The organism is Kitasatospora nipponensis (assembly GCF_039528135.1).
Lineage (GTDB): Bacteria > Actinomycetota > Actinomycetes > Streptomycetales > Streptomycetaceae > Kitasatospora > Kitasatospora nipponensis.
Genome location: NZ_BAAALF010000960.1, coordinates 1 through 573 on the forward strand (window position 1 = coordinate 1; position 573 = coordinate 573).

A 573-nucleotide genomic window follows, 5' to 3' on the forward strand; every position below is an offset into this window, starting at 1 on the left:
GTCAACCACCCCGAACTCGGCCTCGGCGGCGCCGTGTTCTCCGAAGGCTCCTGGGTGATGACCTGCCCCGCGACCCGGGCCTGCATCGGTGACCGGGACCTGAACGGTGACGACGACGGGGGCGTCCCGATCAACCACAACAAGTTCTTCCTGTTCTCGAAGGTCGGCTCCACCCCGAACGTGGTCTTCCAGACCTCGGCCAACCTCACCGGCACCAAGAACGTCACCTACTACAACAACGCCGTCACCATCCCGGACGCCAAGCTCTACGCGTCCTACGCCGGGTACTTCCAGGACCTGCGGACGATGGGTAAGACCTGGAACGGGAACGACAACTACTACCGGACCGAGGACGTGGGCGCGTACAAGACGTACTTCTTCCCGCGCCACGAGACCGGCGGCACCTACAAGACCGACCCGGACACCGACACCGTCGTCTCGCTGCTCTCCAACGTCTCCTGTCCCAAGCAGGGGCCGAAGACCCAGGTCCGGGTGGCGATGTACGCCTTCACCCGGCCGCAGGTCGCCGACTCGCTGACCAGGCTCAAGAGCGAGGGCTGCCAGGTCGAGGTG

At 65.3% G+C, this 573-nt stretch carries 1 protein-coding gene; it reads left to right on the plus strand.

Annotated features, from left to right (window positions below):
* Positions 1-573: phospholipase D-like domain-containing protein (locus ABD323_RS44310; protein WP_486327191.1), on the plus strand; the 573-nt coding region annotated here is incomplete at both ends.